The following is a 26,807-nucleotide window of genomic DNA, read 5'->3' as shown; positions in this document are numbered from 1 at the left end:
CGAATTAGATATTTCATATATAAAAATTATTACTATTTTACTACTGCGATTCATTGTCCCATATGGGAGACACGAGCCGATGATTCTCGTAGTGATTTTTTGAGGCGGATAAAACCGCTATTGGAGGAGGATCATGAAAAGAGTATTGGTTATAGGAGCCGGAATAGGCGGACTTTCGGCAGCAATTCGTCTTCAAAATGTTGGGTATCAGGTGGAGATTTATGAGAAAAATACTGTTCCAGGTGGAAAGATGCATAGATTGGAATTCGAAGGTCATTCTTTTGATGTGGGACCGACATTGGTTATGATGCCATCAATCTATCGAGAGATTTTTGAAATCGCAGGACGAAATCCGGACGACTATATTCCTATGTCCAAATTGAATCCGATGTATCATGTCTATTTTAATTCATCGCCTCTAAGATTCTATTCACTTTCCAACGATTTGGAAGAACTGCATAATATTTTTGAAAATAAGGGCTTTGTCAATTCGAGCGGATTCTATGATTATCTCAGTTCGATTTACAAGCGTTATCAGATTGCCTTGGAGCATTTTATCACAAGACCTTTTAGACACAGGAGTGATTTTTATAATCCAAAGGTTCTTTGGAATGCCCTGAAATTGAAAACTTTTGACAGTGCCGACCAAATGATGTCAAAGTTCATACCTGATAAAGATCTTCAACAGATGCTTAGTTTCCAAACACTCTATATAGGAGTTTCTCCAAAGAAAGGACCTTCTTTATATAATATTATTCCGATGATTGAGTTACTTTACGGAGTTTGGTTTATCAAGGGTGGAATGTTTACGATGGCAAGTCAAATGGCAAAACTGTTTGAAGAACTTGGAGGAGTGATTCATTACGATATGCCTGTAGAAGAAATTATTACTAAAGATAAAAAGGTGAAAGGGATTTCAGTTTCAGGAAAAGAAATTCTGTCTGATTATGTGATTTGTAATACCGATTTCCCCTATGCGATGAAACATCTGATTCGTGATGATGCCTGTAGGGGTAAGTATAATTCGGCTAAGATAGATGCTATGGATTATTCCTGCTCCTGCCTTGTGTTTTATTGGGGAGTTGAAGGAGTTTATCCTGAACTTGCTGCACATACCTTTGTAATCGCAAATGATTTGGATTCAAATTTGGAAAGTATCTTTGATGGAAGTAAGATTAAAGAGCCATCGGTATATCTTCACATTCCTTCAAATGTGGATTCTTCGATGGCACCTGAAGGCAAGTCTTCTTTTTACCTGCTTATTCCGGTATCGGATGTTGTGGCATCACAGTATGAATGGGATGATGAAACTGTAAATTATTATAGAGAGCAGGCAATTTCAACTTTGGAGAAGTTACCTGCACTAAAAAATTTGAGAGATAAAATTTCCTCGGAGAGATATTTTACACCACGAGATTTTATGACTTCGTTCAATGCCTACCGAGGTGCGACTTTCGGATTGCAACCTACTTTGATGCAAAGCAATCATTTGAGACCTCAGGCAAAATGTCTTTCCTGCGAAGGTTTGTATTTTACAGGCAGCAGTACTCACCCGGGAGCAGGTGTACCGATTGTCATGCAGAGTGGAAAAATATGTGCACAGGAACTCCGTCTTGATGTGGAAGGAGCGGATTTCTCATGAATATAGAATCATCATATCAGGTAGCGGAATCAATTATGAGAAAATGTGCTTCAAGTTTCTATGAGGCTTTTGGTAAAATTGAGAGAGCAAAGTTTTTGGATATGGCGGCGGTATATGCTTTTTGTCGATATGCCGATGATTTAGCGGATACAAAATCTCATAGTAAGGTGATGAAGCTTCAACTCTTAAATGCTTTGGAAGAAGAAGTGAAGTCCTTGTATGAGGGGAGAAGACAGGAAGAACATTATAAAAAATATGCTTGGTGGCTTGCATTTGAGAATGCCGTTAGAATTCGTAAAATTCCACTTGAAGCATTGCTTGAGCAAATTGACGGACAGCGAAGTGATATTAATTTTAAAATCATTGAGGATAAAGAAGATTTAATTCTGTATTGTAAAAAGGTTGCAGGTACGGTAGGCTTGATGTTGGCACCGATGCTTCGAGGCGATAAAGCTGACGGAAAATATGAATCGATTTGTGAATCTTTGGGTATTGCCATGCAGATTACCAATATTCTCAGAGATATTGGAGAAGATTTGAGGGAGCAAAACAGAGTCTATATCCCACAAACCTTTATGAAAAAATATAGTGTTACAAGGAAAGATTTAGAAAATTTATCTGCTTTACCGAGTACTTTATCAATAAGGCATTTGTTTTTCAAATCAAATTTTAGGGTAGAAGATAATATAGTTAGTCTTTGGGAAGAGACGGCTCTGCTGTCCAAGCATTACTATGATGAATTTTATAAGCATTTGTATATGTTCAGTTCAGATGCTGTTTTTCCGGTGACAGCTGCGGCTGTATATTATCAGGATATCTTAGAAGAGGTGAGAAAAAACAATTATAATTGTTTTACAAAAAGATGTTACACGAACTCCAATAGGAAGAGAGATTTACTAAAAACAGTATCTGCCCATATTGAGAAATTTAAAAGTGAGAATTTCAACTATAATGAAGCAAATGCAAAAAATGAAAGATTAACGGATAGTTAGGATATGAAATCTATGGATATATTATTAATAGGACTCTCTTTTTTATATATTTTTTTAGTAATCGGTTTTTCTACAATTATTTTTAGGAAGAATCAAGGTGAACTAAGCCGTAAATTCATTCATATTATGGTAGGAAATTGGATTTTTATTTCTGTTTTTTTTACCGATGTCAAAGCGGCAATATTCGTTCCGGCGGTGTTTATCATTATTAATATATTGAGCCGAAAGTATAAATTGATTTCCTCTATGGAAAGGCAGGATGACAGTTGGGGAACGGTATACTATTCAATCAGCCTTTGTGTTGCGGTGGCAGTTCATTTTGCTACAGGTTGGAATATCTTTCCGATAATTGGAATCTTGATTATGGCTTATGGTGATGGCTTGGCTGCATTAGTCGGCAAAAAATTCGGGGGAAGAAGACAATATTCTTTTGCACCGAAAACCTTGGCAGGAAGTGTGACGGTTTTTATCGTGGCAACTGCAGTTACAATTATAACTATTTTAACTATTGGAGATTCCAAGAATATTGTGCGGATAGGAATTGGAACGGTTTACATAATCGGTCTTTGCAACGGGTTATTATCTGCATTTATTGAAGCTGCGGGAACTAAAGGCTCAGATAATTTGACTCTGCCTCTTGGTTCGGCACTTTTTGCGACCTTGGCGTTTTATTATGGAGATATCTTCTTTTTTGTCTACTTTATATTTTCTGCCGGTGTTCTTTTGTTAAGTCTTAAGTTTAGATTGTTGACTCCCGATGGGGTTATAGCTGCAATTTTGACGGCAATAACACTTTATCTGTTGGGTGGTGTGTGGATTGCTATGAGCCTTTATACTTTTTACTTTCTTGGAAGCATTGTAAGCAAAATTAAGAATAACCGAAAGTTGGAAGCTGATCGATTTCAAGAATCCGGAGGTGCCAGAACATGGAAGCAGGTTGTATGCAATTCTTTGCCCGCTTGTATACTGGTATTTTGTAAATATTTTTCACCGGAGAATATAGTGTTTTCTCTACTGAGTTTTGTGGTTTTTGCAGCAGCAAATGCAGATACTTTTTCTTCAGAAATCGGTGTGCTCGGTAAGGGAAAGGTTTTTAGCATCATCACCGGAAAAAGTATTCAGCGAGGTGTTTCAGGCGGAGTCAGCCGGGTAGGATTTTTTGCAGGATTTGCAGGAGGATTTTTATCGGCTTGGCTTGCTTTTCCACAGTTCGGATATCAGGGGGTTGCATTTGTGACTTTGACAGCATTCTTAGGGACTTTGATTGACAGCATTTTAGGAGCTTTGTTTCAACGAAAATATTTGACTAAAGAAGGCATTATTAGTGATAAAAAATTCTATGATAATCAAAAGCCGATTAAGGGTTTTTCATGGATGTCTAATAATATAGTAAATCTAATCAGTTTATGTATTGTCGTTTTATTAGGCTATGCAATAAACCTGATTTGGAAAATTACTTAAATGATTTAGTGATAAAAGTTTGATAGATATTAGGCTTAAAAAGACTATCTGTAGATACGGGTAATCTTTTTATGAATGAAAAGAAAACAATATCGGATTTATAGATAAAATACTAAAGTGTATATATGAATATTTTAAAAGAGGCGTGTATATGAGATATAAAGATATAAGAAAAGAATGTGAAGAGTTATGGGCAAAAAATAAATATTATGTGCTAAGCAAATCTCATAAAGCATATCTGGAGATAAGGGCATATTTGAGGGAAAAAGAACCGGATGTTTTATGGGTAAACAAAAAAATACAGGAAGCAAGAGATATGAAGGAGAGTAAAAAAGATTTTAGTAATGCCGTTCTTCATATATGGGGATATTTCAAAAAAGAAGCAAGCATAATGGAAAAAGAAGAATTATTTGATATATTAAATGAATATATGGAAGGGGAAAATAACAGGGAAACTGTAATTGAATACCTTAACACTTTACTGAAGAAATACCCCAATGAATATTTAGAGAAATCAACTTTATTAACAGGAGAATAATATGAGACTATGGCATGAAGAACTTATCCGCTTATTACCCAAAAATCAGCTGCTTGGACAACATAGGGAATGTTGTGCTCTAAGGGGCAACGGATGGAAAAAGAAACATAAAACTGTGGACTATGTGTTTTCATATTCCCCATATCATTTATTCATATATCATTCATTGGTTATGGAGGAGATGGAGAAAAGAGGATATAATGTTTCTGTGGAATGGAAGGATAAAAATTATAGAGGAAAAACAGCAGAAAAGTACAATAATCTTGAAGAGGAAATTATAGACAGCCCGATTTACAAAGAGCATAATAGTGAATATCTGTCTGAATGTATAGAAAACTTAGAAAAGAAAGGTATACATTTAAAAGTATAGTTTCTTAGAGAGGATGGCAAGAATTGAAATATTATGAAAACATAAAACTTAAAAATAATATGGTTTGTATTATAAGGAATGCAACAATTACCGATGCCAAGGGAGTGCTTGAGAATACTAAAATTATCCGTGAAGAAACAGACTTCCTTCTTTCTTATCCGGATGAAATAAACTTTAGCATTGAGGAAAAAGAGGAATTTTTGGAAAATAAAGAAAACAGCTCTTGTGAGATACAAATTTGTTCGGTTGTTAATGATAGAATTGTCGGTTTAGCCGGAATTTCAGCTGTCGGATTAAAAGAAAAGGTAAAGCATCGTGCAGAGTTCGGGATAAGTATTGAAAAAGCATATCATGGAAAAGGCATAGGCACTGCATTAACAAAGGCATGTATTCAATGTGCAAAAACTGCCGGCTATAAGCAATTGGAACTTGAGGTGGTTGCTGAAAATACAAATGCGATTGCACTTTATAGAAAATTCGGATTCACGGAAACCGGTCGTAATCCTAGAGGCTTTTGTTCTCGTTATACCGGATGGCAAGAACTTATATCTATGTTATTGGAGTTGGATTAAAGGTTGTTTTGGACAATATATTTATTAAATTTTAGATCTAGGGCAGTCATTTCTATTGCTGTTTTGCAATTTTATTCGAATAAAAAAAGAGGGTGTCGCAAATGCGACATCCTCAAATTTTTTATCTGCTCTGTGTCCAAACACCGCTTCCGTCTACATAGTAGCGGTTGTTATCAACCCACTGATTTGTAAGCATCTTACCGAGGTTGCTTCCACCCTCTGTGCTGAGCCAATACCACTTACCTGAATATGGGCTCTTAAGCCAACCGGTCACCATATAACCTCTGTTATCGAAATAGTACCAGTTGCCGCCTATCTGCTGCCAGTTGTTTGTTGTATATGTTCTGTCGGCATTGATATACCACCAGCCTACATTGTCCTTTAACCAAGCACCTGTGTTACCTGCACTTGAACCGTTAGGTCCTGTACCGTTTCCGCCATTTGAACTTGTCTGTCCGCCAAGGCTTGCTAAAACATCTTCGTCTACATCAAATTCATCTGACTCCGTCCAGTTACCCTTAGTACCGTTGCTTGCAGCTGCACGAATCTTTACAGTATAGCTTCCCTTACCGTACTCACGGATTTTGCTGCGGAAGTCATAGCTTGTTCCTGATGTTGTGATATTATCCTTGATTGAATTGTTACGATAAAGCTTTACTTCATACTGCTTTGCGTAATTTGCACTTTCCCATGTAACTACAGGACTGTCATTATCACCCCATGAAATATCGTTTACTTCCAATGCACCGCTATCGCCTGCACTTGTCTTTGGAAGAGTTACTGTGATTGACATGTTTCCGCTTGTTGTAGAAACTTTAGAGATTGTAGCACCCTTACCGGTAGCATCACTAAGTGTAACATTACCTGAAGGTGTTCCCTTGAATGTATAGTCCTCATCAGGCTTTACCTTTATAGTAACTTTCGGCTTCTTACCGAAGTCTGTGTTTGTAATAGAAGAGACTGTTACACTGTCAACTCCTGTACTGTCACTGTCTACATCAATGTTTCCGGAATTCATACCCGGTGCAAGATCGTAATTTATTTTGATCTTTACATTCTGTACAACTGTCTTTGTGTTTCTGGCAAAAGCCACACCGGCCATTCCAAGAATCATGGAAGCCGTTAAAACAACTGAAGCCACTTTTTTAATATGGTTTCTTATCATATGTTCCTCCATTCTGCAGGTTATCCTGCGAAATAAATCTTTTAATGTTATGACTATATTCTAAAGTATTTTTAGTGGAAAATATAGTCCTTTAGGCTTAAGTTTATCTTACTATATTGTAACTAATTTTGAATTTCGGCGAAAATAACAGAATAAATTTTAAAGAATAACGGAATATTATTTACGGAAAAGTATTTTATTGTAATTATCTGTATTAACATGAAAAATTAAATTAAAAAATTAAATTTGTAAAATATCCTGTATTGCACTTGATTTCCCGGATGAAATAAGGTATAAATAAAAATATAGTTAGGTTAACCTAATTATAAAAATAAAATAACCTAATTTATTAGGAGGGATAATATGTTTAAAAGAAATTTGAGTATACTTATTGCAGCCGCAGGAATGGCTTTATCACTTTGTGCATGTTCGGGAGGAAAAACTTCATATACTCAGGCTACTGCACAAAATACAGAGGCAAAGTCAATGGAGGAAACATCAAAAGCAGGTAGTGATACCATGAATAAGAAGAATGTAGTCGTTACAACTTCATTTTTACAGGATATGGTGGAAGAGCTTGCAGGTGACACCGTTAATGTAGAGCTTATAATACCTGCCGGAGAGGACCCGCATCTATATGTTGCAAAGCCTGAGGACTATACAAAACTTAGTTCTTCAGATCTTACTCTTTATCACGGCCTTCATTTTGAAGGGAAAATGGTGGAAGCACTTGAGGCCAAGGGTGAGGCTGTAAGCAGAAATTTTCCGAAAGATCGCATAGGAACAATGGATGAAGACGGCCAGGTTATTACAGATCCGCATTTCTGGTTTGATATAGGACTTTATAAAATGGCGGTTGAAGCTGCAGGTGAGTCACTTGAAAATCTGAACCCCGAATATAAAGATCAATATGAAGAGAATAAGACAAAGTATTTGGAGGAACTTACAAAGCTTGATGAGTATGTAAAGGAGAATATTTCTTCAATACCTAAGGAGAGCAGATATTTGATCACACCTCATGATGCATTTAATTATTTTTCAAGAGCATATGATATAGAAGTAAAAGCACCTCAAGGTGTAAGTACCGAATCGGAGGTGGCAAATCAGGATATACAGGAAACCATAGATTTTATAGTGGAACATAAAATAAAAGCTATATTTGCGGAATCTACAACCGATCCTGCCCGTATGGAAAAGTTAAGAGAAGGTGCGGCTGCAAAGGGAGCGGATGTAAAGATTGTAAGCGGTGAAGGAAATGAGTTGTTCTCGGATTCATTGGCACCGAAGGGAGAAGACGGCGATACATATATTGATATGTATAAGCATAATGTAAAACTTATTACCGATAATTTAAAATAGTACCTTTGAGGTTTGATATGGAAAAAGTATTGATACATTTGGAAGACTTTACAATGGCATATACAGATATTCCTGTGATATGGGATATGGATCTTGATATCTATGAGGGAAGCATTACTGCAATAATAGGACCTAACGGAGCCGGAAAATCCACATTGATGAAGGGAATACTGGGGCTTATGAAGCCTATTTCAGGTAAAGTAAGTATTATGGGTAAGTCTTACAAGGAGGTATATAAGCAGATTGCTTATATACCTCAAACCACTACTGTAAATTGGAATTTCCCTACTACAGTGATTGACGTGGTGACAATGGGTAGATATGCGGGACTTGGTTTATTTAAAAGAGTAAATGCTTCTGAAAAAGAAAAAGCTTTGGAAGCATTGAAAAAAATGAAAATGGAAGATTTTGCATCCAGACAGATTTCAGAACTTTCAGGTGGACAAAAACAAAGGGTATTCATAGCAAGGGCAATTGCTCAGAATGCCCTTATTTACTTTATGGATGAACCGCTTGCAGGAGTTGATAAGAAAACAGAAAATATAATTATAGAAACAATGAGGGAGTTTAAAAAAGAGGGAAAGACCATTATAGCTGTACACCATGATTTAAACACCCTATGCGAATATTTCGATCATGTAATTATGGTTAATAAGCAGCTTATAGCAAGCGGAAGGACCGAGGAAACCTTTGTAAAAGAGAATATAGATGCGACATATGGGGAGTAGGCTATGAATATAAGTATTATTACACAATATTCGTTTATTGTGGTTGCGATAGGAACAATGCTGCTTGCCATGGCAACAGGTATAGTCGGAACGATAAGTATTTTAAAGGGGCAAAGTCTGATAGGTGATGCTGTAGGACATGCATCACTTCCCGGCATAATTTTGGCATTTATGATATCCGGAAGAAAAAGTGCGGTTATTTTAATGCTCGGTGCAATAGTGGCAGGTATAGTTGCTTTTATGCTGATTCAGATTATTTCGGAAGGTTCCAAGATAGAAGCGGATACTGCAATGGCGGTAATTTTATCTGCAATGTTCGGTATGGGTATGGTATTAAAAAGTTATATACAGGGCAATCCGAAATATCAGGGAGCTTCGCAGTCGGGGCTTGCAAGCTATATATTCGGACAGGCGGCATATATACTGAGAGAGGATGTTTATATAATACTTGCGGTATCGATTATATCTCTTGCCCTGTTTATACTGTTTTACAAAGAGATAAAGGTATATGTATTTGATATGGTTTATGCGTATACAATAGGGATAAATTCAAGACTTACCTCTCTTCTTATAATGATAATAACAATGATTTTGATTGCTGCAGGTCTAAAGGCGGTGGGTGCCATTCTTATAAGCAGTATGCTTATAACTCCTGCCGTTACAGGTTTGCAATGGAGTAATAGCTATGAGAAAGTCTTGGTGATTGCGGCGGTAACGGGAGCCGTATCTGCATTTTTCGGTACTTTTATAAGCAGTGCGGTTAAGGGATTTTCTACAGGACCAAGCATAATACTTATTATGTCTGTTATTGCACTCTTTTCTGTATTGTTTGCACCGAGAGGTATTGTGAGAATGCTTTTAAATATTAGGAAGATGAGGGCAGGGAAATGATTGAATCTTTGTATATTCTTATAATAACCTCACTTGCCTGTGCCGTTTTGGGAGTGTTTTTAGTGTTAAGAAGACTGTCAATGGTTTCCGATGCGATCTCACATTCCGTACTTCTTGGAATAGTTATAGGATATTTTGTTACTAAAGATATAGGGAGTGTTTTATTAATAATAGGAGCAAGTCTTTTCGGTGTATTGACGACTGTTTGTATAGAGTTGCTGATAAAAAGTAAAAGAGTGACTGAAGATGCTTCTGTAGGTATAATTTTTCCATTGTTTTTTTCGATAGCTGTTATACTTATTACAAGATATGCAAGAAATGTGCATTTGGATACCGAGGTGGTTTTGATTGGAGAAATTATACTTGCTCCGCTTCATAGAATAAATTTCCTTGGTATCAGTCTTCCCAAGGCTTTGGTGCAGATGAGTCTTGTGCTTTTTATAAATGCAGCATTTATAGCGGTATTTTATAGAAAACTTAAAATAAGTTCATTTGATCCTGTATATGCAGGCGTAGCAGGTATTGCAGGTACAGGCCTTTATTATGTTTTTATGGCATTGGTTTCATTTACCGCAGTTTCGGCATTTGAATCTGTAGGTGCAATACTTGCAATTGCTTTCTTTATTTCACCGGCTGCAAGTGCATATCTGATATCAAAGGATTTGAAAATAACTATATTTTTGGCAGCTGTATATGCAGTAGTTAATTCTTGCATTGGATATTTTCTTGCTGTAAAATTTAATGTATCCATGTCGGGAATGTGTGCTGTAGTTTCAGGCTTAACATTTATGATAACCATTGCAGTATATCCCGGCGGAATTATCACTAAGATGATAAGATATATTAAAAACAAAAATCGTTTCAGTAGAGAACTTTTGATTTTACACATAGATAATCATACAGGAAAGAAAAATGCACTCGGTGAACTGGGATACAGTACAATAAGAGAGCATATTGCCTGGTCCGACAGAAAGCTCAAAAATGTTTTGGACAAGCTGATAAAAAAGGGATATGTTTATCGTGCAAAAGAAAGAGGTGTATATTCTCTGACTGAAACAGGTAAAAAATTAAGTGATGATATAAGAAAACATTACGGACTTAGAGTAAGGGAAAATGATATGGCTAAGATAGACACCGGCAGAGATGATTATATATTAGCAATTTATGAGCTTATTGAAAAAAAGGAAACTGCAACAAATAAAAAGATTGCAGAGATTTTGGGGGTAAAAGCTGCATCTGTAAGTGAGATGTTAAAAAAACTGGTAGATGAGGGTGAAGTATATACTGAGAACAAGTCGATTCTTTTGACGGAGAGCGGCAAAATAAGAGCAAGAACATTGCTTACAAAACATAGATTGTGGGAGCTGTTTTTGGTGGAATATCTGGGTTATTCATGGCAGGATGTACACGAGGATGCAAAGGCTTTGGAATATGTAACTTCAAACGGACTAAAGGACAGACTGAATGAATTTTTGAAAAAACCTATGCACTGTCCGCATGGAAATGAAATATACGAAAATCATCCTGATACCGATAAATTAAAAAAGCTCTCGGAGGTATCAAGGGGTATTTCCTGTCGCCTTCATAAAGTTGAAGATGACAGAGATTTGATTGAATATCTTGAAGAAAAAAAGATTGCTTTAGGAGATGAATTTGTAGTAAAGGATATTGATGATTTTGACGATTCAATACTTGTAAGCTCTGCAACTGAAGATAAGCATATTGCAGGCAAAGCGGCTGTAAGGATGATGGTTGAAATTATTTGATTTTTTATTTGGAGGATGGAAATTTGAAATTTGGTGTAAGAGCTCACGACTACGGAAAATATGATGCGAAAATTCTTGCAGAGAAGATTAGAGAAAACGGGTTTGAAGCTGTTCATTTGGCTGTAAAAAAATCTTTGCCGGGAATTACCGGAAATATTGATGTAAATCAGGAGGATATTGAATATATAAGAGATGCTTTTTGCGGAATGGAAATAAGTGTTTTGGGCAGCTATATCGACTTTACCACAGATGATGAAGATGTATGGGAAAAGCATAGAGATGAGTTTGTGGCGGCACTTAAAATAAGCAAACCCCTTGGAGCATTATATGTAGGAAGTGAAAGTTCTTACGGAGAAGTGGATATGGAAAACAAGGTAAGACTTTTTCCGAAGCTTCTAAAAAGACTTGATGATGTTTTAAATGAAGCCGATAAATATGATGCCTATGTGGCAATGGAGCCTGTGGCATCACATACGCTTTATAATGCAGAATGTACGGCTAAGATGTTGAATACATTGAATAGTGAGAGATTAAAGATAATATTCGATCCTTTGAATGTACTTACAAAGGAGAGAGTGTATTCACAGGAGGCTCTTTGGAAAGAATGTATAGATGCATTCGGAAAGGAAACAAAAATTATTCATTTAAAAGACGGAGTTTTTCCTGATAAAGGCAGACATGTGGCATGTAAGCTCGGTGAAGGTATTATGAGATATGATATCATTAAAGACTGGATTAAAAAAGAAAAACCGGATATCAGCGTAATAAGAGAAGAAGAAAGAGCTGAATATGCAAAAGAAGATCTTGCATTTATGAAAAATCTTTTCAGATAAAAAAGGGGCTGTAGCACTTGCTACAGCCTCTAAAAATTTATAAATCTTTTAAAGTATTAGTCTACCTTTGGGCCGGCAGCTACTAAAGCCTTACCTGCCTCATTTGTCTCATACTTCTTGAAGTTCTTTGCAAATCTTGAAGCAAGATCCTTTGCCTTGATTTCCCAATCGGCAACATTTGCATATGTATCTCTTGGGTCAAGAATCTTTGTATCAACGCCCTCAAGCTCTGTAGGAACCTCAAAATCAAAGTAAGGAATCTTCTTTGTAGGAGCATTCTTGATAGCACCGCTAAGGATTCCGTCGATGATACCACGAGTATCCTTGATAGAGATTCTTTTTCCTGTTCCGTTCCATCCAGTATTTACAAGATAAGCCTTTGAACCATTCTTTTCCATTCTCTTTACAAGCTCTTCAGCGTACTTTGTAGGATGAAGCTCAAGGAATGCCTGTCCGAAGCAAGCTGAGAATGTAGGTGTAGGCTCTGTGATACCGCGCTCTGTACCTGCAAGCTTAGCTGTAAATCCGCTGAGGAAGTAGTACTGTGTCTGCTCAGGTGTAAGGATTGATACAGGAGGAAGTACTCCGAACGCATCTGCTGAAAGGAAGATTACATTCTCTGCAGCAGGACCGTGTGATATAGGCTTAACTATATTCTCAATATGGTCGATAGGATATGAAACTCTTGTGTTCTCTGTCTTGCTTCCGTCATTAAAGTCAATCTTACCGTTCTCATCAAGAGTAACGTTCTCTAAAAGAGCATCTCTTCTGATAGCATTGTAGATATCAGGCTCAGACTCCTTGTCAAGGTTGATAACCTTAGCATAGCATCCGCCCTCATAGTTGAATACACCGTTGTCATCCCAACCGTGCTCATCATCACCGATAAGAAGTCTCTTAGGATCTGTTGAAAGAGTTGTCTTACCTGTTCCTGAAAGACCGAAGAAAATAGCTGTATTCTCACCGTTCATATCTGTATTTGCTGAACAGTGCATTGAAGCAATTCCCTTAAGTGGAAGATAGTAGTTCATCATTGAGAACATACCTTTCTTCATCTCACCGCCGTACCATGTGTTAAGAATAACCTGCTCACGGCTTGTGATATTGAAAGCAACAGCTGTTTCTGAATTAAGACCAAGCTCCTTGTAGTTGGCTACCTTTGCTTTTGAAGCATTGTAAACTACGAAGTCAGGTTTGAAGTTCTCAAGCTCCTCGGCAGTCGGCTTAATAAACATATTTGTAACGAAATGTGCCTGCCAAGCAACTTCCACGATGAAACGAACAGACATTCTTGTGTCCTTGTTTGCACCACAGAAAGCGTCTACTACATAAAGCTTCTTGTTTGAAAGCTCGTTCTTTGCAAGGTCCTTTAAAACTTTCCAAGAATCCTCTGAAAGCGGATGGTTGTCATTTGCATAATCAGCAGATGTCCACCAAACTGTATCTTTTGAATTCTCATCCATAACTATAAATTTATCTTTAGGGGAACGACCTGTGTAGATACCTGTTAATACGTTAACGGCACCAAGCTCACTAACCTGTCCCTTTTCATAGCCTGATAATGCAGAATCTGTCTCGGCTGCAAATAATTCATCATAAGATGGATTGTGTACTATCTCTGTAGTGCCTGTGATGCCATACTGAGTTAAATCAATATTTGCCATAATAATCCTCTTTTCTATAATTCATTTATTTTGTTATCATGAAACCCGGGTGAAAAGGTATTTTCCCCTTGATACAAAATATAAAGTCATGTACTCTTTGAAGTACAATAACCTTATTAGAATATACATAACAATTTGGAAAAAATCAATAATATTTTGAACTTTGTTAAAAAAAATACGAAATAAAAAAGCACCGAACGAATCAGCGCTTTAAAATAATCAAAATATTATATTTTTGATATCTGTGAAATGGCATTTTCCTTGACCATTACTTTGAAATGTTCTTTATAATAGTCTTCACTGAATGCGGTAGCGGAAAGCTTCACACCGTATTCTGAAAGAATATTTGCTGCCGAGGCGAAATCCTTTTTATTCTCATTCTTTTTTAGAACCAGAATAAAGCGTTTATTTACCTCATCCTTATATAAAGTGTTTTCACCTGAATAGATCTTTACCGCCTTTGCGGCCTCTATAAGTTCATCTAAAGTTTCAAAAGAGTATGCTCTTAAATAGCTTTCCTGTTCTTCAGACTTATCAGTTTCATCAAGATCGAGCGCACCCTCTAAAAGATTATTAAACTTCATATCAAAAGAGGCAAACACATCATCAGCCATAGTCGGAGAGAACTTTGCAAAACGCGTATCCAGCTCATCCGGATCGTCAACTTTTGTTACATATATAACAATGCTTTCGTTTGAAAGCGGAACCGCCTCTATCATCAGAGGAGAGTCATCCGCATCAAATCCTACCTCGTAAGAGGCTTTGCTCAGCATTTCCTGAAACAATGCCTTGGCATTGTCACTGCCGTAGGCCAATTCAACTACATTTAAATTTCTGTTTTCCAAATCCACATTTGACAGTGTACATCTTATCTGATTGGTACTAATCCTTTCAATTCTCAAGGTATCACCCCTTTCTATAGGAATTGTACAAATATATTGTACTTATGTTTTACAATTATGTAAAGAGAGTAAGTGCCTAAAGAAAAGCACAAAAAAAGCAGGTGATGGGAATCGAACCCACGTATTCAGCTTGGAAGGCTGATGTTCTACCATTGAACCACACCTGCAAAAAATTACTTTGTCATGATATCAAAATGAGAGATAAATGTCAAGCGGAAAAAATAGAATAAATATGAGTTTTGTGTATATTTTTTAATACATACCTGTTTGTCTTAAAATATTTTAGAAATAATAAAATATAATTAGATAAGTATTGAAAAGCTTATAGAAAAATGTTAAAATACAAGCTACATTATTAGGTTTTTGTAATTAAAACTGCATAATTCAGAGAGGAGATTTACAATGCTACTAATTGGTAATGGAAGGGTAGTTACTGGAAATCAGGAACAGCCATTGATTGAAGATGGGTCTGTAGTACTGGATGGCAACACAGTTTTAGAGGTTGGAAACTACCGTGATTTGAAGGAAAAATATGCGGATGCAACTTTCGTGGATGCAAAGGGCGGGCTCATAATGCCGGCGTTCATAAACACACATGAGCATATTTACTCAGCTATGGCAAGAGGCCTTAGCATCAACGGTTACAACCCACATGGATTCTTGGAGATCCTGGACGGCTTATGGTGGACAATAGACAGAAATTTAGACAATGAGCTCACATATCTTTCTGCCATGACCACTTACATTGATTGTATCAAGAACGGTGTTACTACTATTTTTGATCATCATGCAAGCTTCGGTGAGATCGAGGGAAGCCTTTTTGCTATTGAAAAGGCTGCAAGACAGACAGGCGTTAGAAGCTGTCTTTGCTATGAGATATCTGATCGTGATGGCGAAGACAAGATGAAGGCTGCTGTTAAGGAGAACGTTGATTTTGCAAATCATGCAAAAAAAGACGATTCAGACATGATTGCAGGTATGATGGGAATGCATGCAAGCTTCACAATTTCTGACAAGTCAATGGAATACGCTATGTCAAGAAAGCCGGAAGATATCGGATGTCATATCCACGTAGCCGAAGGTATTGAAGATTTGCATTCATGCTTGAAAGTACACAACCAAAGAATTGTTGACAGATTATATGACTGGAAGGTTCTTGGCGATAAGTCATTGCTTGCACACTGTATTTATATTAACCCACACGAGATGGATCTCATCAGAGATACAAACACTTGTGTAGTACATAACCCTGAGTCAAATATGGGTAATGCATGCGGATGCCCTCCGACAATGGAGCTCGTTCACAGAGGAATCGTATGCGGACTCGGAAGTGACGGTTATACACATGACGTTTTAGAGTCATGGAAGGTTGCAAATGTGCTTCATAAGCACCATTTATGCGATCCTAATGCAGCTTGGAGCGAAGTTCCGAAGATGCTCTTTGAGTACAATGCAAATATTGCAAACAGATACTTTAAGAAGCCACTTGGAGTGTTAAAACCGGGAGCGGCAGCGGATGTTATCATTGTTGATTATACACCTAATACACCTATGACCGCTTCAAATATCAACAGCCATCTGTTGTTCGGAGTATGTGGAAAAGATGTCAGAACTACAATTGCAAACGGAAATATCTTGATGAAAGATAGAGAGCTTCTTCACATTGATGAAAAGGAAGTACTTGCTAAGGTAAGAGAAGGCGCTATGAGGCTTGCAAATAAGATCAATGGAAGGGGAAATGCATAATGGGCGATATAATGACACCGATTCCTTTTAATAGGATCATGGAAAGACTCCTTGAGGAGAAGGAAAAAGAAGGCTCTTGTTACGGAGTAAAGAAAGCTTATAAGGCTGATAAGAATAAATTCTACACTATTTTCGGAAGAAAATTGGAGACACAGATAGGTCCTGCAGCAGGTCCTCATACACAGCTCGCACAGAATATTATCGCAGGATATTATGCAGGTGCAAGATTCTTCGAGCTTAAGACAGTTCAGAAGATGGACGGTAGAGAGCTTGCAGCTTGCGTGGCTAAGCCATGTATTACAGCTGAGGATGAGTGCTACAACTGTGAGTGGTCAACAGAGCTTACAGTTCAGGAAGCTTTTGAAGAGTACATCAAGGGTTGGTTTGCACTTAAAGTTATCTCAAAAGAATGGGATCTTGGTGGCAGCGACGGCTTCCAGTTCAATATTTCGGTAGGTTACGATCTTGAAGGCGTTAAGCTTCCTAAGGTTGATAATTTCATCAACGGAATGATGGATGCTTCAGAGACTCCGATATACAAAGAGTGTAAGGAATATCTTGAGAAGAATTTAAGCAAGTTCAAGAAGTTTACAAAGGCCGATCTTGATGCTATCACTCCTGATATTGTAAATTCCGTAACAGTATCTACATTGCACGGATGTCCTCCACAGGAGATTGAGGCTATTGCATCATATCTTATTACAGAAAAGGGATTGAATACATTTGTAAAATGTAACCCGACTCTTCTTGGATATGAAGTTGCAAGAGAGATGCTTGACAGCATGGGATATGACTACATTGCGTTTACAGATCTTCACTTTAAAGAGGATTTACAGTACTCGGATGCAGTTCCTATGTTGGAAAGACTTATGGCACTCGCTTCTTCAAAGAACCTTGAGTTCGGTGTTAAGATTACAAATACATTCCCGGTTGATGTAAAGAACAATGAGCTTCCGTCACAGGAAATGTACATGTCAGGAAAGTCACTCTATCCGCTTTCACTTCTTGTTGCGAGAAATCTTTCAAGAAGCTTTAACGGCAAGCTTAGAATTGCATATTCAGGCGGTTGTGATTACTTCAATATAGATAAGGTTGTCGGTAGTGGAATCTGGCCTGTAACAGTGGCTACTACTATCTTGAAACCGGGCGGATATCAGAGATTTATTGAGATGTCAGAAAAGCTTGAAAAGCCTGAGATTAAGGCTTGGTCAGGAATTGATGTAGAGGCTCTTGAGAAGCTTGTTTCAGATGTTAGAAGCGATAAGCATCATGTTAAGCCTGTTAAGCCGCTTCCAAACAGAAAGTCAAGCAAGAAGGTTCCTTACCTTGATTGCTACATGGCACCTTGTGTAAACAGATGTCCTATCAATCAGGATATTACAACTTACGGAATTCTTGTTAATGAAGGAAAGTATGAAGACGCTCTTAATGTTATCTTGGATAAGAACCCGCTTCCGTTCATGACAGGTCATATCTGTACACATACATGTCAGAGTGCTTGTACAAGAAATCACTATGAAGAAGATGTGCAGATCAGAAGAAATAAGCTTATTGCTGCACAGAACGCATTTGAAAAGGTTGTACCTACTTTAAAGAGTGCCGATAAGAAGAACTTAAAGGTTGCTGTAGTAGGTGGCGGTCCTGCAGGTATCGCAGCTGCATTCTTCCTTGCAAGAGAAGGCGTGGATGTTACTGTATTTGATGAGAGAGATACTATGGGTGGTGTTGTTGCAAACATCATTCCGGGATTCAGAATTCCTGCTGACGATATCCAAAGAGACGTAGAGCTTGCAAAGGCTTACGGAGCAAGGTTTGTTACAAACAAGAGAATTGATGATATAAATGCACTTAAGGCTGAAGGCTTTGATAAGGTTATCCTTGCAATCGGTGCACATAAGGAGCTTCCGCTTGAGCTTGAAGAAGGAAAGGCAATCAATGCACTTCACTTCTTAGAGGACTTCAAAAAGACTGAAGGAAAGATGGATCTTGGCGAGAATGTTATCGTTGTAGGTGGTGGAAACACAGCTATGGACGTTGCAAGAGCTGCTAAGAGAGTTCCGGGAGTTAAGAATGTATACCTTGCATACAGAAGAAATGCAAGATATATGCCTGCTGACGAGGAAGAACTTAACGAGGCAATTGAGGACGGCGTAGAGTTCGTTACACTTGTTTCTCCAAAATCATTTAAGGGCGGAAAACTTGTATGTGCTAAGAACGTACTTGGTGAGCCTGATGCAAGCGGTAGAAGAGGTGTTAAGGAGACAGATGAACTTGTTGAATTACCATGTGATACACTTATCGCATCAATCGGTGAGAGTGTAAGAGGTGACTTCTACACAAGCAACGGTATTGAGATCGACAAGAAGAACCTTCCTGTACTTGATCCTGTTACTCTTGAGACAAATGTTAAGGGAGTATATGCTGCAGGTGACGGTGCTAAGGGCGCATCTGTTATTGTAAAGGCTATTGCCGACAGTAAGAAGGTTTGCGAGGCTATCGTAAATCATGCAATCGGTGAGCTTAAGGTTTCAGATACTACTGACGAGAAGGTATACTCATACAGAGGAATCCTTGAAGAGGTAGAGGAGAAGAAGGCTGACAATAGATGTTTAGCTTGTGACTATATTTGTGAGAATTGTACAGAGGTTTGTCCAAACAGAGCTAATGTATATGTTAATGTAAAGGGTAGCCATCAGATAGTTCATGTGGATTACATGTGCAATGAGTGCGGTAACTGTGAGACATTCTGTCCATACGCTTCTGCACCATATAAGGATAAGCTTACATTATTCGCAAGCGAAGAAGACATGCTTGATTCAGAGAATGACGGTTTTGTAATCATTAAGGGAAGCAAGGATGTTAAGGTAAGAATTGACGGACAAAATCTTGTATATAGAATAGGTGAGAGCAATGACAAGCTCAATTATAGATATGCTGAACTTATAGACACTATCTATAATGAATATGAGTATTTGCTCCTATAATATAGACTAAGATAAAATATGATATAGTTAAGATATGCCACCCTAAAAAGTGGCATATTTTGCTATGTAAGGAGATAATATGAATAGAGTTTTTATTAAGGGTGGAAAAATAGTAAATTCCAAAGAAAGCTTTGATGCGGACATACTTATTGAAGATGAGAAAATAAGTAAAATATTTAAAAACGGTGAAGCAGCTAAGCTTGATGAAGGTACAAAGATAGTAGATGCTTCCGGTAAGCTTATATTCCCGGGATTTATAGATGCACATACACATTTTGACTTGCATGTGGCAGGTACGGTAACATGTGATAATTTCTATTCGGGAACAAGAGCTGCGATAAGCGGAGGAACCACAACTATTATCGATTTCGGCACCCAGTACAAGGGAGAAACTCTTAACGAAGGCATGGACAATTGGCTTAAAAAGGCTGAAGACGGAGTATTCTGTGACTATGGAATACATATGTCAATCAGTGACTGGAATGAGGAGGCAAAGCGTCAGTGTCAGGATATGATGGACAGAGGTGTAACCACTTTTAAAATTTATCTGACATACGACATTCTCCTGCATGACAATGAGGCTTTTGAAGTACTGCAAAGACTTAAGGAAGTAGGAGCCATTACCGGAGTACATTGTGAGAATGCCGGACTTATATTTGCGCTTCAGCAGGAATTTGTGGAAGCAGGATTACAGGACAAAGTTTCATCTCATTATAAGACCAGACCGGCTGCAGCTGAGGCGGAGGCTATTAACAGAATACTTCACCTTGCTGAGGTGGCAGGAAGTGATATCATTGATGTTCATCTGACATGTAAGGAAGGCCTTGATGAGATAAGAGCCGCCAGAGAAAGAGGACAGAAGGTATATGCGGAGACTTGTCCGCAGTATCTTACCATGACCAACAGTCTGTATGAGTTACCGGGATTTGAAGGAGCTAAGTATGTTATAGCGCCACCGCTTAGAGAACAGTCTGATATTGACGAGCTTTGGAAGGCTATTGCGGACGGAGAAATTCAAACTGTGGCAACAGATCACTGTTCTTTCACATCCGAGCAAAAGAAACTTGGTATGGAAGATTTTAGAAAGATTCCGGGAGGAATGCCGGGTGTAGAGACAAGAGGTATTGTGATGTACTCCGAAGGTGTTGCCGCAGGTAGAATCAGTGTAGAAAAGATGTGTGAAGTACTTTGTGAGAATCCTGCAAAACTTTACGGACTTTATGACAGAAAAGGATTCATAGAGGAAGGTTTTGATGCCGATATCGTCATATTAGATCCGAAGGCACAGACTAAGATTACTGCCGCTACTCAGGTTTCAAAATGTGACTATGCACCGCTTGAGGGTAAAGTTCTTAGCGGACATATCGATAAAGTATTCTTAAGAGGTAGTGAAATAGTTGATAATGCCAAAATCAAAGATACTCCTGAGGGTAAATTCTTAGAGAGAAAACCATATCAGAAGTTTTTATAATTAAAACAGTTTTGCAGATGCCATGATTTATTTTGTATTCAAATAAATCATGGCACTTTTATTGATTTTATTGTATAATGCTTTAATATAATTAAAAATTTCAGTGTAGCGGATTGGCTCAAACCGTTGCGGAATATAGAAGGGGAAATATGCGACTTATAGATACTAAAGATGCCGTAGGGCATATGCTCTGTCATGATATAACACAGATAATAAAAGGCGAGAAAAAAGGACCGGTATTCAGAAAAGGTCATATTATAAGAGAAGAAGATGTGGAAGTACTGCTTTCAGTAGGCAAGGATCACATCTATATCTGGGAAGTAAATGAAAATATGCTGCATGAAAATGATGCGGCACTTATGCTTTATGATATGTGTAAGAATGAACATCTTACAAGAGATCCTGATATCAAAGAGGGTAAGGTTGAGTTGATTGCGGAGTGTGACGGACTCTTAAAGATAGATAAGGAAAGAATCAATAAGCTCAACTCACTTGGTGAGATGATGATTGCAAGTATACACGACAACTTTCCTGTGAAAGCCGGTCAGCATCTTGCAGGTATGAGAGTCATACCGCTTATTATAGAAAAGGAAAAAATGGAAAAGGCAAAGGAAATTGTAGGAGACAAGCCTCTCTTTGAGCTTTTACCGTACAAACAGATGAAAGTCGGAATAGTGACTACAGGTAATGAAGTTTACTATGGAAGAATTAAGGATACCTTTACACCTGTGGTTATAAATAAGATGAAAGCCTATGGTGCCGAAGTTATAGCACATGAGATAAGCAGTGATGATGTGGAGATGGAGATAGAGTGCATCAAAAAGGTCATGGCTGCAGGCGTGGATATTGTACTTTGTACAGGCGGAATGAGTGTGGACCCTGATGATAAGACACCTTATGCTATAGGACAGAATGCAAGCAGGGTTATTACTTACGGTGCTCCTGTACTGCCGGGAGCTATGTTTATGCTTGCCTATGGAGGGGAGAATGAAAATGTAACCTTTATGGGACTTCCCGGTTGTGTAATGTATGAGAAGAAAACAATATTTGATATTGTATTGCCGAGAATTATGGCAGGGGAAAAGGTGGAAAAGTCTGATATTGACAGTCTGGGAGTAGGCGGATATTGCATGCACTGTCCTGTGTGTATATTCCCGAATTGTTCATTTGGAATGTCATAAATTAAGAAGGAGCGAGGATATGGACAAGGAATTATACAAAATAATAGATGAGTCAAAGAAAAAAGGATTAAGAACATTTGTATTTACATCATTGGGCGATAAAGACTATGGCAGCAAGGCTGTTATAAGAGAAGGTGAGCTTGTATGGATAAGCCCCGATACAAGTTTCTTTAAAGATAATTTTGATGAAATTAAGGATATGACCAAGCCGGGAATTACGGAAATAGACGGAAACAGAGTATATGTGGAACATATATGTAATGTAAGTAAAATAGTAATATGTGGTGCAGGACATACGAGCATAGCGTTGATAAAAATGGGACAGATGATCGGATGTGAGATGATCGTTGTTGAAGACAGAGAAGAGTTTGCCGATAAAGCAAGAGATGCAGGGGCAGACAGAGTTTACTGTGAGGACTTTTCACCGGCACTTGCAAAGTTTAATTCGGATTACGATACATACTATGTAGTGGTGACAAGAGGCCATCAGTGGGATAAAGAATGCATCAGAGAGATTCTAAAGAAGCCTTATGCCTATGTAGGACTTATGGGAGCTAAGAGAAGAGTCGGATTTGTACTTGATGCTATCAGAAGTGAGGGATATCCTGAGGAAAAGATTGAGGAAATTTATACCCCGATAGGACTTGATATAAAGTCTGAAACTCCGGCGGAAATATCTATTTCAATACTTGCCGAGATTATATCTGTAAAGAATGCCAAGACTAAAAATGTCGGATATGTAGACGGAATGCTTGAAAAGATTGAAGAGAGCAATGAAAGAATGGTCATGGCCACTATAGTAGGTAAAAAAGGTTCCGCACCGAGAGGCGTGGGGGCAAAGGCGCTGTTTTTAAAGGACGGCAGCTTTATCGGAACTATCGGTGGAGGAAAAGCCGAGCATGACATTATGGTAAAGGTTGATGAGATATTAAAAGGCGAAGAGATTATAAAGCCTTATTTACTACACGTCGACCTTACGGATGATGAAGCGAGCATTGAAGGTATGGTTTGCGGCGGAAGAATAGAAGTACTTATTGAACTTGTTTAAGAATAAATATGAGAGATTGTTACAATAGAAAAATTGACTATATGAGAATCTCCGTTACCAACAGATGCAATTTCAGATGCACATATTGTATGCCTGAAACTAAAAAAGTGGAAGAGACTCTAAGCCTGGATGAAATATATGAAGTTGCATTTGCGGCAAGCGAATGCGGTATTACAAAGTATAAGATTACAGGTGGAGAGCCTCTTATAAGAGAGGGTATAGTTGATTTTATAAAAAAGCTTCATACCTTGGATAATATAAAAGACATTACAATGACAACAAACGGGTTTTACCTTGAAAAACTTGCAAAAGATTTAAAGAAATCAGGACTTTCAAGTGTAAATATAAGTCTGGATACTCTTGACAGAGATAAATTTAAAAAAATTGCCGGTGTTGATGCATTAAATGATGTAATGGCAGGTATAAAAGAAGCTATAGATGCAGGAATAAGTACGAAGATAAATACGGTAATACAAAAGGGTGTAAATGATGATGAGCTCTTTGATATTATAGAGCTTGCTAAGAATGACAGATTAAACATCAGATTTATAGAGATGATGCCTATAGGTCATGGCAAGGAATCAACAGGGGTAAGCAATGTAGAGATTCTTGAAAGAATAAAAGAAAGATACATTGTTACAGAGGATAATAAAAGACATGGGAACGGTCCGGCAAAGTATATAAAGCTTGAAGGATTTACGGGTTCTATAGGTTTTATCAGTGCAATTCACGGAAAATTTTGTGACTCCTGCAACAGAATCAGATTTACATCTACAGGTAAATTAAAACCATGTCTTTGTTATGAATCAAATATTGATGTAAAGGATATTTTAAAAAATACCACAATCGGACCTGAAGAAAAGCACAATATATTAAAAGAAAAAATCAGAGAATGTATATCAGGAAAGCCCGAAGCTCATGCTTTTGAAGACTTGTCAAAGATCAGTGAAATGAAAGATATGGTAGAAATAGGTGGTTAATGGAGAATAATATAGAAGTTTTAGCGGTATGTATCAGTGAGAAAAAAGGTACTGAGAAAAAAGAAGTAGAAAAAATTATATTAAAAGAAGACTGGGGCATCAAGGGAGATGCACATGCGGGTAAATGGCATAGACAGGTGAGTCTGTTGGCATTTGAAAAAATCGATGCTTTCAGAAAAAAAGGTGCCGAAGTGGACTTCGGAGCATTCGGTGAGAATATAATTGTAGGGGGTGTAGACCTTAGAAGTCTGCCTGTGGGAACTGTCCTTGAAATAGGAGAGGCAAAACTTAGAGTCACACAGATAGGCAAGGAGTGTCACAGCCACTGCAATATATATAAAAAAATGGGCGACTGCATTATGCCGAGAGAAGGTATATTTGCAGAAGTGTTAAAAGGGGGAGTCGTACAAAAGGGAGAGAAAATAAAAGTTATTGAAAAAGAAGAAGGTCCGTACAGAGTGGGTATAATTACCGTTTCTGACAGAGCTTCTAAGGGGGAATATGAGGATAAATCAGGTCCTGTTATAAAGGAGCTGGTGGAAGCTGCCGGAATGGAAGTAGTTGATTATATTATAGTTCCGGATGAGAAGAGTCAAATAGTAAAAAAACTGTTGCACTTCAGTGATCAAAGACAGGTGGATCTGGTATTTACTACAGGCGGTACAGGATTTTCAAAAAGAGATGTTACTCCTGAAGCAACCAAGCAGGTTGTGGAAAGAGAAGTACCGGGTATAGGAGAGGCACTTAGAAGTTATTCACTTACAATAACACCAAAGGCTATGCTGAGTCGTCAAACCGCCGGTATAAGAGGAGATACTCTGATAATAAATCTGCCGGGCAGTCCGAAAGCCTGTAAAGAGAACATTGAATATATATTAACACCGCTAAAGCATGGACTTGGAATATTAAGCGGTAGAGAGACAAATTAAAGACAAAAGGGAGAAATTATGAGATTAAAGAATATTTGTAAAGTATTGGGTGTGGTTGCAGCATTGACATTAGTAGGCTGTGGAGGACAAAAGGCTGCAGAAACCACAGCGCCTGAGACTACAACAGCGGCAGAGACTACTACAGTGGCAGAGACAAAGGCTGAAGAAACAACCAAGGCAGAGAGTAAAGGTGATGCATCTGCAATCAATGTATTTGCGGCGGCATCATTAAAAGAAGCAATGGAAGAGATAATCTCAGAGTACAACAAGGCAAATCCTGATGTAAAGATTGCTTTAAATACAGATTCATCAGGTAAGCTTCAGACTCAGATTGAGGAAGGATTCGCATGCGATATATTCTTCAGTGCCGGTAAGAAGCAGGTTGAGAAGCTGAAAGAAGAAGGATTTATAAAAGAAGGCACCGATGTGGATCTTCTTCACAATAAACTTTGTATAGTAGCACCTAAGGGTTCAGATACAAAGGTTACAGGTATTGCAAATATAAAGGATGCCAAGTCAATATCAATCGGTGAGAGTACAGTTCCTGCAGGTGCATATGCAAGAGAGGCACTTTCAAAGGCTTATCCCGATCTTGGTATAAGCAAGGAGAGCACAGGTGCCGAACTTCAGGAAAAGCTTGGACTTGAAGTAATTGAAAACTCAAATGTTACAAAGACTCTTTTATCTGTTGTAGAGGGATTTGGTGAAGTAGGATTTGTATATGTTACAGATACTTACGGAAAAGACGATGTTCAGATTATTGAAAAGGTAGATGAGAATCTTAGCGGAAAGATTACATATCCTATAGCAAGAGTAAATAATGACGAGGCTGATGAGAAGATAAGTGCAGAAGCTGACAAGTTCTATGATTACTTGAAGTCTGATGATGTAAAGAAGGTATTTGAAAAATATTTATATGAGTAATGTTTTATCACATTTAGACTGGAGCCCTTTTTTTATAACCCTAAAAATAGGGCTTCTTTCTACAATAATATGTTTTTTCCTTGGTGTGGGACTTGCCTACGTAAGTCTTTATATGAACAAAAGAATAATGGCGATATTTGACAGTATACTTACATTGCCTATGGTACTTCCACCTACCGTAGTGGGCTTTTTTCTGCTTCTTATATTCAGTAGAAGGAGACCGGTAGGCATATTTTTATACAGCAATTTTCATATAAAAATAGTACAAAGCTTTATCGGCTGTGTTCTGGCGGCATTTATTATAGCTTTTCCGTTAATGTATAAGAATGCCAAGTCGGCTTTTTTACAGCTGGATAAGAATCTAATATATGCCGGAAGAACTTTGGGACTGTCGGAGTTTCAGATCTTCTTTAAAGTGGTATGCCCTATAACATCGCCGTCACTTTTTTCAGGTGCGATTTTAAGTTTTGCAAGAGCGATAGGAGAGTATGGTGCGACATCCATGCTTGCCGGTAATATATCCGGAAAAACAGCCACAATATCGCAACAGATAGCTTATCTTGTACAAAATCAGAGCTATCTTGAAGCCGGAATATGGGTTTTTATAGTGCTTTTGATAGCCTTTTTAATAATGCTTTTGATGGAGTATATGCAGAGGTAG

23 protein-coding genes and 1 tRNA gene are annotated in these 26,807 nt (G+C 37.8%); 20 read left to right on the top strand and 4 right to left on the bottom strand.

The features are described from left to right. Positions 1 to 133 precede the first annotated feature (133 nt). From HMPREF1495_RS12480 to HMPREF1495_RS12455, 6 genes are all read left to right on the top strand, one after another. Complete coding sequence (locus HMPREF1495_RS12480; RefSeq protein WP_084544529.1) at positions 134 to 1,642, top strand: phytoene desaturase family protein; 1,509 nt, start codon at positions 134 to 136, stop codon at positions 1,640 to 1,642. After that, positions 1,639 to 2,634, top strand: a complete 996-nt coding sequence (locus HMPREF1495_RS12475) for a phytoene/squalene synthase family protein (RefSeq protein WP_034215410.1) — start codon at positions 1,639 to 1,641, stop codon at positions 2,632 to 2,634. The genes HMPREF1495_RS12480 and HMPREF1495_RS12475 overlap by 4 nt, the downstream gene beginning before the upstream one ends. Before the next feature lie 12 nt (positions 2,635 to 2,646). Continuing rightward, positions 2,647 to 4,095, top strand: coding sequence for a DUF92 domain-containing protein (locus HMPREF1495_RS12470; protein ID WP_034215409.1), 1,449 nt, complete (start codon positions 2,647 to 2,649; stop codon positions 4,093 to 4,095). A 151-nt stretch (positions 4,096 to 4,246) separates the two neighbouring features. Next, positions 4,247 to 4,633, top strand: coding sequence for a YbgA family protein (locus HMPREF1495_RS12465; RefSeq protein WP_034215406.1), 387 nt, complete (start codon positions 4,247 to 4,249; stop codon positions 4,631 to 4,633). A 1-nt stretch (position 4,634) separates the two neighbouring features. Further along, positions 4,635 to 5,003, top strand: a complete 369-nt coding sequence (locus HMPREF1495_RS12460; RefSeq protein ID WP_034215404.1) for a TIGR02328 family protein — start codon at positions 4,635 to 4,637, stop codon at positions 5,001 to 5,003. Between the two features lie 23 nt (positions 5,004 to 5,026). After that, positions 5,027 to 5,575, top strand: coding sequence for a GNAT family N-acetyltransferase (locus HMPREF1495_RS12455; protein WP_034215402.1), 549 nt, complete (start codon positions 5,027 to 5,029; stop codon positions 5,573 to 5,575). A gap of 121 nt (positions 5,576 to 5,696) precedes the next feature. Here HMPREF1495_RS12455 and HMPREF1495_RS12450 read toward each other — a convergent pair whose 3' ends face one another. Then, the gene (locus HMPREF1495_RS12450; RefSeq protein ID WP_034215399.1) at positions 5,697 to 6,740 is read right to left on the bottom strand and encodes a cell wall-binding protein; all 1,044 of its coding nucleotides are present in this window, start codon (positions 6,738 to 6,740) and stop codon (positions 5,697 to 5,699) included. A gap of 363 nt (positions 6,741 to 7,103) precedes the next feature. On the opposite strand from HMPREF1495_RS12450, the gene HMPREF1495_RS12445 reads away from it, so the two are divergent. Genes HMPREF1495_RS12445 through HMPREF1495_RS12425 form a run of 5 tightly spaced genes read left to right on the top strand, consistent with a single transcriptional unit; the run spans position 7,104 to position 12,317 of the window. Then, positions 7,104 to 8,099 carry a metal ABC transporter solute-binding protein, Zn/Mn family gene (locus tag HMPREF1495_RS12445; RefSeq protein ID WP_034215396.1) on the top strand — a complete coding sequence of 332 codons (996 nt, stop codon included), beginning with the start codon at positions 7,104 to 7,106 and terminating at the stop codon, positions 8,097 to 8,099. Between the two features lie 17 nt (positions 8,100 to 8,116). After that, positions 8,117 to 8,827, top strand: coding sequence for a metal ABC transporter ATP-binding protein (locus HMPREF1495_RS12440; protein ID WP_007596019.1), 711 nt, complete (start codon positions 8,117 to 8,119; stop codon positions 8,825 to 8,827). Between the two features lie 3 nt (positions 8,828 to 8,830). Next, positions 8,831 to 9,718 (top strand): metal ABC transporter permease, encoded by an 888-nt coding sequence (locus HMPREF1495_RS12435; RefSeq protein ID WP_034215393.1) that lies wholly within the window; start codon positions 8,831 to 8,833, stop codon positions 9,716 to 9,718. Further along, entirely contained in the window at positions 9,715 to 11,484 is a 1,770-nt protein-coding gene (locus tag HMPREF1495_RS13685) for a metal ABC transporter permease (protein WP_084544527.1), read from the top strand. The genes HMPREF1495_RS12435 and HMPREF1495_RS13685 overlap by 4 nt, the downstream gene beginning before the upstream one ends. 23 nt (positions 11,485 to 11,507) lie before the next feature. After that, a complete protein-coding gene (locus HMPREF1495_RS12425) occupies positions 11,508 to 12,317 on the top strand; it encodes a sugar phosphate isomerase/epimerase family protein (protein WP_034215390.1) in 810 nt (269 codons plus the stop codon). Positions 12,318 to 12,373: 56 nt separating this feature from the next. Here the strand turns inward: HMPREF1495_RS12425 and pckA are convergent, their stop codons facing one another. From pckA to HMPREF1495_RS12410, 3 genes are all read right to left on the bottom strand, one after another. Next, positions 12,374 to 13,981: a phosphoenolpyruvate carboxykinase (ATP) gene (gene pckA / locus HMPREF1495_RS12420; protein ID WP_034215387.1), complete on the bottom strand. Its 1,608-nt coding sequence runs from the start codon at positions 13,979 to 13,981 to the stop codon at positions 12,374 to 12,376. Positions 13,982 to 14,208: 227 nt separating this feature from the next. Further along, complete coding sequence (locus HMPREF1495_RS12415; RefSeq protein WP_034215384.1) at positions 14,209 to 14,883, bottom strand: adaptor protein MecA; 675 nt, start codon at positions 14,881 to 14,883, stop codon at positions 14,209 to 14,211. A gap of 96 nt (positions 14,884 to 14,979) precedes the next feature. After that, a tRNA-Gly gene (locus HMPREF1495_RS12410) sits at positions 14,980 to 15,050 on the bottom strand. Between the two features lie 235 nt (positions 15,051 to 15,285). Here HMPREF1495_RS12410 and ssnA point away from each other — a divergent pair. The 9 genes from ssnA to modB all read left to right on the top strand — a co-directional run bounded on the left by ssnA (position 15,286) and on the right by modB (position 26,807). Beyond that, a complete protein-coding gene (gene ssnA, locus HMPREF1495_RS12405; RefSeq protein WP_034215381.1) occupies positions 15,286 to 16,629 on the top strand; it encodes a putative aminohydrolase SsnA in 1,344 nt (447 codons plus the stop codon). Next, positions 16,629 to 19,613: a putative selenate reductase subunit YgfK gene (ygfK, locus tag HMPREF1495_RS12400; RefSeq protein ID WP_034215378.1), complete on the top strand. Its 2,985-nt coding sequence runs from the start codon at positions 16,629 to 16,631 to the stop codon at positions 19,611 to 19,613. Before ssnA ends, ygfK begins: the two co-directional genes overlap by 1 nt. A gap of 79 nt (positions 19,614 to 19,692) precedes the next feature. Then, positions 19,693 to 21,084, top strand: a complete 1,392-nt coding sequence (hydA, locus tag HMPREF1495_RS12395; protein ID WP_034215375.1) for a dihydropyrimidinase — start codon at positions 19,693 to 19,695, stop codon at positions 21,082 to 21,084. Between the two features lie 149 nt (positions 21,085 to 21,233). Next, the gene (locus HMPREF1495_RS12390; protein WP_034215372.1) at positions 21,234 to 22,265 is read left to right on the top strand and encodes a molybdopterin-binding protein; all 1,032 of its coding nucleotides are present in this window, start codon (positions 21,234 to 21,236) and stop codon (positions 22,263 to 22,265) included. A gap of 19 nt (positions 22,266 to 22,284) precedes the next feature. Then, a complete protein-coding gene (locus tag HMPREF1495_RS12385; RefSeq protein ID WP_034215369.1) occupies positions 22,285 to 23,313 on the top strand; it encodes an XdhC family protein in 1,029 nt (342 codons plus the stop codon). Between the two features lie 8 nt (positions 23,314 to 23,321). Beyond that, positions 23,322 to 24,293, top strand: a complete 972-nt coding sequence (gene moaA / locus HMPREF1495_RS12380) for a GTP 3',8-cyclase MoaA (RefSeq protein ID WP_034215366.1) — start codon at positions 23,322 to 23,324, stop codon at positions 24,291 to 24,293. Beyond that, entirely contained in the window at positions 24,293 to 25,222 is a 930-nt protein-coding gene (gene mog / locus HMPREF1495_RS12375) for a molybdopterin adenylyltransferase (RefSeq protein ID WP_034215363.1), read from the top strand. The genes moaA and mog overlap by 1 nt, the downstream gene beginning before the upstream one ends. A gap of 18 nt (positions 25,223 to 25,240) precedes the next feature. Continuing rightward, complete coding sequence (gene modA, locus HMPREF1495_RS12370) at positions 25,241 to 26,146, top strand: molybdate ABC transporter substrate-binding protein (RefSeq protein WP_034215360.1); 906 nt, start codon at positions 25,241 to 25,243, stop codon at positions 26,144 to 26,146. Beyond that, positions 26,139 to 26,807 (top strand): molybdate ABC transporter permease subunit, encoded by a 669-nt coding sequence (modB, locus tag HMPREF1495_RS12365; RefSeq protein WP_034215477.1) that lies wholly within the window; start codon positions 26,139 to 26,141, stop codon positions 26,805 to 26,807. Before modA ends, modB begins: the two co-directional genes overlap by 8 nt.

This window comes from Lachnoanaerobaculum sp. MSX33 (genome assembly GCF_000512995.1).
GTDB lineage: Bacteria > Bacillota > Clostridia > Lachnospirales > Lachnospiraceae > Lachnoanaerobaculum.
Note: the sequence above shows the minus strand (reverse complement) of the source record. Positions and strands in the feature narration are given on the sequence as shown.